General features: G+C 72.0%; 4 protein-coding genes. All 4 read left to right on the top strand.

The features are described 5' to 3' along the window. Positions 1–322 precede the first annotated feature (322 nt). Positions 323–1,885: a dGTP triphosphohydrolase gene (locus H5965_RS43180; RefSeq protein ID WP_310977093.1), complete on the top strand. Its 1,563-nt coding sequence runs from the start codon at positions 323–325 to the stop codon at positions 1,883–1,885. 364 nt (positions 1,886–2,249) lie between these two features. After that, positions 2,250–5,132 carry a S8 family serine peptidase gene (locus tag H5965_RS43175; protein ID WP_310977092.1) on the top strand — a complete coding sequence of 961 codons (2,883 nt, stop codon included), beginning with the start codon at positions 2,250–2,252 and terminating at the stop codon, positions 5,130–5,132. A gap of 57 nt (positions 5,133–5,189) precedes the next feature. Continuing rightward, positions 5,190–5,828, top strand: a complete 639-nt coding sequence (locus H5965_RS43170) for an acVLRF1 family peptidyl-tRNA hydrolase (RefSeq protein ID WP_310977091.1) — start codon at positions 5,190–5,192, stop codon at positions 5,826–5,828. Between the two features lie 138 nt (positions 5,829–5,966). After that, complete coding sequence (locus H5965_RS43165) at positions 5,967–7,595, top strand: ABC-F family ATP-binding cassette domain-containing protein (RefSeq protein ID WP_310977090.1); 1,629 nt, start codon at positions 5,967–5,969, stop codon at positions 7,593–7,595. Positions 7,596–7,750: the final 155 nt, after the last annotated feature.

The raw sequence follows: 7,750 nt of genomic DNA, 5'->3' as shown, positions 1-7,750 counted from the left end.
CGAGTTGACCAGCTCGATCGCGTCGCGACGGAACTGCTCCGGGTACTTCGACCTGCGGGACATCGGGACATCCTCCCTCCAGACCACTGTCTGGAATCAAGGTGTCCGGCCCCAGGGGGCAACTCCAGGAGCCGGCTTTCCGATCACGGGGTGGACTTCCTCAGCCCGCGAGGGTAGGGGCGGCCACCGCGATCGGAGCGGCCGTCAGCCGTGATCAGAGGGTCGACACGCGTGATTCGGAGGTCGACACGCGTGATCGGGGGGTCGACACGGGGGTGGCTCGGCCGCCGTTCGGGGGAACCTGGCGGATAAGGTCGGGCGCATGGATCAGGAGACCGACCCGCGGGCCGCGCGGCGCGATCCCGTGGCGAACGTCGGCGGGTTCACCGACCTGGCGACCAGCCCGTTCCGGATCGACCGCGACCGGATCGCCGCGTCGCCGTTCTTCGCGCGGCTCGGCGGTGTCACGCAGGTCGTCAGCGCCGGCGGGGCCGGGCTGCTGCACAACCGGCTGACCCACAGCCTCAAGGTCGCGCAGGTGGCTCGCGCGATCGCCGAGCGGATCACCGGCGGGCCCGACGCCGGCCTCGCCGAAAAGCTGGGCGGCTGCGACCCCGACGTCGCCGAGGCCGCCGCGCTCGCCCACGACCTCGGGCACCCGCCGTTCGGGCACCTCGGGGAGCAGACGCTCGACCGGATCGCCCGCCACCGCTTCGGCCTCGCCGACGGCTTCGAGGGCAACGCGCAGACGTTCCGGATCATCACCACGACCGACGTGCGCGGGCCGTCGGCGATCGGGCTGGACCTGACCGCCGCCGTGCGGGCCGCCGTCCTCAAGTACCCGTGGCTGCGGCTGCACCACCCCGCGCCGCACCCGTCGGAGCTGGCCGTGCCGCCGCGCGGGGCGGCCGAACCGGGCGACCTGCCGGGCACCGGCGCGGCAAAGTTCTCCGCCTACGCCACCGAACTCGACGACTTCGAGCAGGCGCGCGCGGCCTTCGCGGGCCGCGTCGAAGGCTGGCAGCAGACCGTCGAAGCGTCCGTGATGGACACCGCCGACGACATCGCCTACGCCATCCACGACCTGCAGGACTTCCACCGCATCGGCGTCCTGCAGCACGCGCCGGTCGCCGCGGAGCTGGGGGAGTGGCTCGAGCACGCGGCCGAACTGGCGTCGCTCGACGACGAGACGCTGCACGCGGACCTGCGCCGCCCGGGCCGGTCGCTGGAGCGCCTCCGCCGCCGCATGCACGCCAAGGACGCCTGGATCGTCGACGACGACGCGTTCGCCGCCGCGGTCGCGCGGGTGCGCGCGGAGCTGGTCGACGGGCTGCTGGCCGGCGAGTTCGACGGCTCGATCGAAGCCGAGCAGGCTACGGCGGCGTTCTCCGCGAACTGGACGGCCCGCCTGGTCGACGGCGTGTACCTGCTGGCCTCGCCGTCGACCCGCACCGGGCACGTGTCGCTGCGGCCCGCCCAGTGGCACGAGGTGCAGGTGCTCAAGTTCGTGCACCGCCGGTTCGTGCTGCTGCGCCCGGACCTCGCGCTGCACCAGCGCGGCCAGGCGGGGGTGGTGACGAGCCTGGTCGACGCGCTCGACGCCTGGCTCCTCGACCGCGACGAGGTGTCCCGCCTGCCGCGCCGGCTGCACGACCTGGTCGAGCTGGCCCGCGCGGAGTACGCCGGGCTGGCGCGTTCGGCGCCGGAGCTCCTGGTGGGCGCGACGGGCGAGCCGGTGACGGGGGCGGACGCGGTGCGCGGCCTGGCGCGCGGCCGGGCGGTGGTCGACTTCGTGGCGTCGCTGTCGGACAAGCAGGCGGTGACGCTGCTGGACGCGCTCTCCGGGCGGGCCGCACAGCCGTGGTCGGATTCGTTCGTGCTCTGAGGGCGCCGTAACGAACTTTCCCGGCCGCCTCGGCGGTTGCACGGTGCGGCGTGTTGCTTGTGGACGTCCCGACCGGACGTCCCACTCCGTGATCACCCTTGCGGACCGCGGTGGGACGATCATTTGTCCGGTGCGTGTCCGGTGACCGGTTCACCGCTGCGCTGAACGGCCTACGTCGTCCGGCCCATTCGGGAAATTATCCGTCCTTTGTCACTCGAACGGCTGATGTTTACGGAGAACTCCCGGTACTTAGCTGGGTTCAGCCGGTGATCACCGGCGTCGGTCAGCGTGAGTCGGGGCACGCGCCTTGGAGATTCGGAGGGCGCCCGTGCGTCGTACCCGTTCCACGAGATCGAGATCCACTGTGTTCACCGCCGGAGCCGCGGCCCTGTTCGCCGCGCTCGGCCTGGTTTCCCCGCCCGTCGCGGGGGCCGCACCCGCGTCCGGTCCGGACGCGTTCAGCGAAACCGCTCAGCAACAGATCGCCGCCCTGCAGGCGGTCAAGGCGGGCCGCACCGCCGCCGAGTCCAAAGTGGACAGCAAGCTGCTCGTCGCCGGAAAGGGCGTGGGGAAGCAGCTGAACGCACTGCAATCTGGGGCCACCGTTTCCGCGGCCGGGACCGTCCTGGTCGACATCCGCGCGAGCAAGGTCTCGCCGGACCTCCTCGCCGGGCTGACCAAGGCCGGGGCGGGCATCCGCGCGGTGTCCGACCGCTACGGCAGCGTCCGCGCCGAAGTCCCGCTGGCCAAGGTCGGCGAGATCGCCGCGCGCGACGACGTCAAGCGCGTCGAGCAGGCCGACCAGGCGATGACCGCCCGGGAGCTCGCCACGCCGGCGACGTCCGGCAAGTCCGACGCCAAGACCGAAACCAAGCAGCAGAAGGCCGATCGCATCGCCGGCGAGCTGCAGAAAGCCGTGGCCGCCAAGAGCCAGCGCAGTGCCGCCGCGGCCGCGCCGCTGGTCAGCGAAGGCGACCGCGCCCACAACGCCGACCTCGCCCGCCAGCAGTTCGGCGTCACCGGCGTCGGCGTCAAGGCGTGCGCCCTGTCCGACGGCGTCGACTCCCTGGCCGCTTCGCAGGCCAAGGGCGAACTGCCGGACGTCGACGTCATCGCCGGCCAGGAGGGCGACGGCGACGAGGGCACCGCGATGCTCGAGATCATCCACGACCTCGCGCCCCGCGCCGCGCTCGGCTTCGCCTCGGCGTTCAACTCCGACGCCAGCTTCGCCGACAACATCCGCAAGCTGCGCTTCGAGTCGCACTGCGACGTCATCGTCGACGACGTCATCTACTTCAAGGAATCGCCGTTCCAGGACTGGATCATCGCCCAGGCCGTGAACGACGTGACCGCCGACGGCGCGCTGTACTTCTCCTCCGCCGGCAACGAAGGCAACGTCGCCAGCGGCACCGCCGCGCACTGGGAAGGCGACTTCGTCGACTCCGGCAAGTCGGTCGGCAAGTTCGCCGGCACCGCGCACAACTTCGCCGGCGCGGCGGGCACCCAGATCTACGAGCCGATCTCGAACGCGTCCTCGGCCGGCGTGCCGGTGACGCTGCACTGGTCGGACCCGCTCGGCGCGTCCGCGAACGACTACGATCTCTACCTGCTCAACTCCGCGGGCGCGGTCGTCAGCTTCAGCCAGGACGTCCAGACCGGCACCCAAGACCCGTACGAGCGCGTCACGACACCGGCCTTCGGCGGGACCGGGCTGCGCCTGGCCATCGTGAAGTTCTCGGGCCAGAACCGCTACCTGTCGCTTTCGGCGCTGCGCGGCCGGTTCTCCGACTCGGCCGACGGGCTCAAGGCCTACAACACCCCGGGCGTGACGGTCGGCCACTCGGCCGCGCGGGACGCCTTCAGCGTCGCGGCCGCCCCGGCGGCCAAGGCGTTCGGCCGGGCACTGGAACCGGGCGACCCGGCCAACCCGGCGGGCCCGTACCCGGGCGCGTTCAGCGGGGCCACCAAGGCCGAGCGGTTCTCCTCCGACGGCCCGCGCCGCGTGTTCTACGAGGCGAACGGCACGCCGATCACCCCGGGCAACGTGTCCTCGACCGGTGGTGAGGTCCGCAACAAGCCGGAGATCACCGCGGCCGACGGCGTCACCACCAGCGTGACCGGGTTCAACCCGTTCTTCGGCACCTCGGCCGCCGCCCCGCACGCGGCCGCCATCGCCGCGCTCGTGCTGTCCGGCAACCCCGGCCTGCCGCCCGCGGAGGTCCGGGAGGCGCTGATCAACACCGCGATCGACATCGAAACCCCGGGCCGCGACAACTTCACCGGGGCCGGCGTCATCCTCGCGGACAAGGTGCTGGCCTACACCGGTGCCAGCCCCCAGCCGCTCGCGGTGGCCAAGCAGCCGACGGTCACCCCGGCCGACGGCGGCTCGGCGCTCGACCCGGGCGACACCGCCAAGGTGACGCTGCCGGTGACCAACGACGGTGACGGCACCGCGGTGTCCACCAGCGTCGTGCTCACCAGCCCGACCCCGGGTGTCACGGTGGCGCCGCGGTCGAAGTCCTACGGCACCATCAGCCCGGGACAGACCGGCGTCAACGACTTCACCATCACCGTCCCGGCGAGCCAGCAGCTCGGCGTGCCGGTGGTGCTGAACGCCCGCGTCACCTTCGCGGGGGCGCACTCGCCGACGACGACGTCGTTCTCGCTGCCGGTCGGCACCCCATCGCCGGTCGCGCAGGACTTCGCCTACACCGGCGCGCCGGTGGACATCCCGGACAACAGCCCGGTCGGCGCGTCGGTGAGCATCCCGGTCACCGGGGTCGGCCGCGCGTCCAAGGTGACGTTCTCCGTGGACGGCACCACGTGCAGCACCGACCCGACCTCGACCGCGGTGGGGCTGAACCACTCGTACGTCGGTGACCTGGTCGGCACGCTGACCGCGCCCTCCGGGGCGAAGGCCACCGTGTTCCAGCGCAACGGCGGCTCGGGCAAGAACCTGTGCAAGGTCGTCTTCGCCGACAGCGCGGCGGCCGCGTTCAGCACGGTGACCTCGGCCAACGCGCCGTTCACCGGCTCGTGGCGGCCGACGCAGGCCCTGACCGGCAACCTCGCCGGCGCGGCCGCCGACGGCACGTGGACGTTCGCGGTGGTCGACGCGGCCGGCGGCGACGCCGGTTCGATCCGCTCGGTCGCCCTGCACATCAACGGGTTCGTGCAGCCCCCGGCGGCCGGCGCGCCGTCGAACGTCCGGGGCGTGACCAACAACGGCCCGGTGCACCCGCTGTAAGCAGCACCCGGTGCGGGGCCGTCGCGACGATCGCGGCGGCCCCGTACCGTTTCCGGGGTGAAGGCACGGGAAGCGGCGGGCGGCGGGCGCACGGTCGAGGTGCCACCCGAGCGTCTGGACGGCTTCTTCGCCCGGTTCGCCGAGCGGCACGGCGGGCTCACCGCCACCGAGGCCGGGCCGTTCGAGGTCCGCCTGACCGCGGCCGACGGCGCCACGGCGACCGCGGCCGTCCCGTTCGGGCCGCTCGAAGGCGGTTCGCTGGCCGTCCACGCCGCGGTGCCGCGGCGGATCGCGCTCCTGCTGGTGCGGCTGGGCGGCCACAGCGTCGGGATCGCCCGCGACGGCCGGGTCGAGGTCTCCCGCACCGACCGGCACCTCGTGCACGGCCGCTCCGCCGCGGGCGGCTGGTCCCAGCAGCGCTTCGCCCGGCGTCGCGCGGGGCAGGCCCGGCACGCCCTCCAGGACGCGGCGAAGGATGCCTTCGAGGTGCTGGTCCCGCGGTTGTCCGAAGTGGACGCCGTGGTGCTCGGCGGCGACCGGCGGGCCCTCGACGAGCTGCGGGAAGACCGCCGGCTGGCCCCGCTGTTCGCCCGCGCCGAGCCCCGCGTGCTGGACGTCGAGGAGCCCAGCCGGGCGGTCCTCGACGAAGCCGCGGTGCGAGCACTGTCCGTGCTGATCACGCTGCACGACGGGTGAGCCTGCGCACGTCCGGGGAAAAGCGCTCGACGCTGCCCCGTACACTGGGCTTCGTGGATATCCAGCTGGAGTGACGCCGCGGCCCGAGCGGCCGCCTGACGCTGTCCTCCGTACGCCCCTTTTCCACGGGAGTTCCCCTTGATCACGGCCACCGGCCTTGAGCTGCGCGCGGGTTCGCGCATCCTGCTCAACGGCGTCACCCTCCGCATCCAGCCCGGCGACCGCATCGGTCTCGTCGGCCGCAACGGCGCGGGCAAGACCACCTCGCTGAAGGTCCTCGCCGGCGAGGGTGAGCCGCACGCCGGCGACGTCCGCCGCACCGGCGAGCTCGGCTACCTGCCGCAGGACCCGCGCGAAGGCGATCTTTCGGTCACGGCGAAGGACCGCGTGCTCTCCGCGCGTGGTCTGGACAAGCTGATGCGCGACATGGAGAAGGCGCAGGCCTCGATGGCCGAGCTCGTCGACGACGCCGCGCGCGACAAGGCCATCAACCGCTACGCCCGGCTCGAAGAGCGCTTCGCGTCCCTCGGCGGGTACGCCGCGGAAAGCGAAGCCGCGCGGATCTGCTCCAACCTGGGCCTCGCCGACCGCGTCCTCGCGCAGACGCTGCAGACGCTCTCCGGTGGTCAGCGCCGCCGCGTCGAGCTGGCGCGGATCCTGTTCGCCGCGGCCGAAGCCGGCGCCGGGGGCAAGTCCGAGACGATCCTGCTGCTCGACGAGCCGACCAACCACCTGGACGCCGACTCCATCAACTGGCTGCGCGGCTTCCTCAAGCAGCACGACGGCGGCCTGGTCGTGATCAGCCACGACGTCGAGCTGCTGGCCGACGTGGTCAACAAGGTCTGGTTCCTCGACGCCACCCGCGGCGAGCTGGACCTGTACAACATGGGCTGGCAGCGCTACCTCGACGCGCGCGCCACCGACGAGAAGCGCCGCCGCCGTGAGCGCGCCAACGCCGAGAAGAAGGCGTCGGCGCTGCAGCAGCAGGCCGCGAAGCTCGGCGCGAAGGCGACGAAGGCGGTGGCGGCCAAGAACATGGCGCGCCGCGCGGAGCAGATGCTGTCCTCGCTCGAGGACACCCGCCAGGCCGACAAGGTCGCCCGGATCAAGTTCCCGGAGCCCGCGCCCTGCGGCCGCACCCCGCTCACCGCGGAGGGCCTCTCGAAGTCCTACGGCTCGCTGGAAATCTTCACCGGCGTCGATCTCGCCATCGACCGCGGTTCGAAGGTTGTCGTACTCGGGCTGAACGGCGCGGGAAAGACGACTTTGCTCCGGCTGCTCGGCGGAATGGAAACCCAGGACACCGGATCCGTCGTTCCGGGTCACGGATTGCGTTTGGGCTATTACGCACAGGAGCACGAAACTCTTGATCATGACGCGTCGGTGTGGGAAAACATCCGACATCTCGCTCCGGACACCGGAGCGCAGGAGTTGCGGAACCTGCTCGGCTCGTTCCTCTTCACCGGCGAACAACTCGACCAGCCGGCCGGCACGCTTTCCGGCGGCGAGAAGACCCGGCTCGCGCTGGCGGGCCTGGTCTCCAGTGCTGCCAACGTGTTGCTGCTCGACGAGCCGACGAACAACCTCGATCCGGCCAGCCGGGCCCAGGTCCTGGACGCCTTGCGCAGCTTCGCCGGTGCCGTCGTCCTGGTGACGCACGACCCGGGCGCGGTCGAGGCGCTGGAGCCCGAGCGGGTCATCCTGCTCCCCGACGGAACCGAGGACCACTGGTCGGCGGACTACCTCGAACTCGTCCAGCTTGCCTGAGCCTGCGTCCATTCGGGTGCAAGATCACTCGCCGTAGAGCACTGGAATGGCCCAATGTGATCGCAATTTCGGCTGTTTCGCGTCTGTCGTCTGGCATTCCGGCGCTCAGTGTTCGATCATTGCCCCGGCAGGGGCCGATATGTGGCCCAGAACAC

The sequence above is a fragment of the Amycolatopsis sp. 505 genome (genome assembly GCF_031625235.1).
Lineage (GTDB): Bacteria > Actinomycetota > Actinomycetes > Mycobacteriales > Pseudonocardiaceae > Amycolatopsis.
This window is presented reverse-complemented; position numbering and strand designations above follow the sequence as displayed.